We start from the raw sequence: 2500 nt of genomic DNA, 5'->3' as shown, positions 1-2500 counted from the left end.
ACTTAGTGAGACGAGCAAGCTTAAGCCGGTAGGTGTAGGCGTAGCGAAAGCGAGTCTGAACAGGGCGTTCAGTTCGTCTTATTAGACCCGAAACCGATGTGATCTAGCCATGAGCAGGTTGAAGGTGGGGTAACACCCACTGGAGGACCGAACCGGTGTCTGTTGAAAAAGCCTCGGATGACTTGTGGCTAGGGGTGAAAGGCCAATCAAACTCGGAAATAGCTGGTTCTCCGCGAAAACTATTTAGGTAGTGCGTCGCATGAATACTCCAGGGGGTAGAGCACTGGATGGGCTAGGGGGTCTTACCGACCTACCAAACCTAACCAAACTCCGAATACCTGGAAGTAGTGTGCGGCAGACAGACGGCGGGTGCTAACGTCCGTCGTCGAGAGGGAAAAAACCCTGACCACCAGCTAAGGCCCCTAATTCGTGGCTAAGTGGTAAAGGATGTGAGGATCCCATAACAACCAGGAGGTTGGCTTAGAAGCAGCCATCCTTTAAAGAAAGCGTAACAGCTCACTGGTCTAAACAAGGGTCTTTGCGCCGAAAATGTAACGGGGCTCAAGCCACGAGCCGAAGCTGTGGGTGTGCATGCGAGAGCATGTACGCGGTAGCGGAGCGTTCCATAGGCCTGTGAAGGAGTACGCGTGAGCGGCTCTGGAGGTATTGGAAGTGCGAATGCTGGCATGAGTAACGACAAACAGTGTGAGAGACACTGTCGCCGAAAGTCCAAGGGTTCCTGCGTAAAGCTAATCTGCGCAGGGTTAGTCGGCCCCTAAGGCGAGGCTGAAAAGCGTAGTCGATGGGAACAAGGTGAATATTCCTTGACCAGTGGGTAGTGACGGATCTCTTCCGTGGTGTGTGCTTATTGGATTGTGCATGCCATCACGAGGTTCCAGGAAATAGCTCCCACATCAGACCGTACCCGAAACCGACACAGGTGGACTGGTAGAGTATACCAAGGCGCTTGAGAGAACTATGCTGAAGGAACTCGGCAATTTGCCTCCGTAACTTCGGGATAAGGAGGCCTCGTTCGTGGGCAACCATGGGCGAGGGGCACAAACTAGGGGGTGGCGACTGTTTAACAAAAACACAGGGCTCTGCTAAGCCGCAAGGCGACGTATAGGGTCTGACGCCTGCCCGGTGCCGGAAGGTTAAGAGGAGAGGTGCAAGCTTTGAATCGAAGCCCCGGTAAACGGCGGCCGTAACTATAACGGTCCTAAGGTAGCGAAATTCCTTGTCGGGTAAGTTCCGACCTGCACGAATGGCGTAACGATCTCCCCGCTGTCTCCAGCATAGACTCAGTGAAATTGAATTCCCCGTGAAGATGCGGGGTACCTGCGCTTAGACGGAAAGACCCCGTGCACCTTTACTATAACTTTACACTGGCATTCGTGCTTGCATGTGTAGGATAGGTGGTAGGCTATGAAGCATGGGCGCCAGCCCGTGTGGAGCCACCCTTGAAATACCACCCTTACGATCATGGATGTCTAACCGCGACCCGTCATCCGGGCCCGGGACAGTGTATGGTGGGTAGTTTGACTGGGGCGGTCGCCTCCCAAAGAGTAACGGAGGCGTGCGACGGTGGGCTCAGACCGGTCGGAAATCGGTCGTCGAGTGCAATGGCATAAGCCCGCCTGACTGCGAGACTGACAAGTCGAGCAGAGACGAAAGTCGGCCATAGTGATCCGGTGGTCCGTTGTGGAACGGCCATCGCTCAACGAATAAAAGGTACGCCGGGGATAACAGGCTGATGATTCCCAAGAGTCCATATCGACGGAATCGTTTGGCACCTCGATGTCGACTCATCACATCCTGGGGCTGGAGAAGGTCCCAAGGGTTCGGCTGTTCGCCGATTAAAGTGGTACGTGAGTTGGGTTCAAAACGTCGTGAGACAGTTTGGTCCCTATCTGGCGTGGGCGTAGGAGAATTGAGAGGATCTGTCCTTAGTACGAGAGGACCGGGATGGACGTACCTCTGGTGGACCTGTTGTGGCGCCAGCCGCAGTGCAGGGTAGCTATGTACGGTCGGGATAACCGCTGAAGGCATCTAAGCGGGAAACCCACCTCAAGATGAGTTCTCCCTCGAAAGCCGTGGTAGACCACCACGTTGATAGGCCGGGTGTGGAAGCGGAGCGATCCGTGCAGCTTACCGGTACTAATAGCTTGATCGGCTTGATCGCTCTCATTTATCAATACTCACTCGCGGTGAAAAATACCGACAGTGACCTGGAATATTCCATTCTTGCTTCAGATTTTGCTTCGCCGGCCTGGTGGCACTAGCGAGGAGCCTCAACCCGATCCCATCCCGAACTCGGCCGTTAAACTCCTCAGCGCCGATGGTACTATGTCTCAAGACCTGGGAGAGTAGGTCGTTGCCAGGCCTGCAAAGCAAAAATCTCGAATACCATGTAAATTACCTGCCGCGGGGTGGAGCAGCCCGGTAGCTCGTCAGGCTCATAACCTGAAGGCCGCAGGTTCAAATCCTGCCCCCGCAACCA

General features: G+C 54.6%; 1 tRNA gene and 2 rRNA genes (1 of these 3 cut by a window edge). All 3 read left to right on the top strand.

Annotation, left to right across the window (positions count from 1 at the left end):
• Window positions 1–2182: ribosomal RNA gene (locus tag ACZYTC_RS34190) — 23S ribosomal RNA — on the top strand; it begins 644 nt to the left of the window's first position.
• 86 nt (window positions 2183–2268) lie between these two features.
• Window positions 2269–2383: ribosomal RNA gene (rrf, locus tag ACZYTC_RS34185) — 5S ribosomal RNA — on the top strand.
• A gap of 40 nt (window positions 2384–2423) precedes the next feature.
• Window positions 2424–2500, top strand: a tRNA-Met gene (locus ACZYTC_RS34180).

The sequence above is a fragment of the Labrys sp. F242 genome (assembly GCF_057813875.1).
The sequence above is the reverse complement of the archived record's forward strand: the minus strand, read 5'-3'. Positions and strand labels throughout refer to the sequence as shown.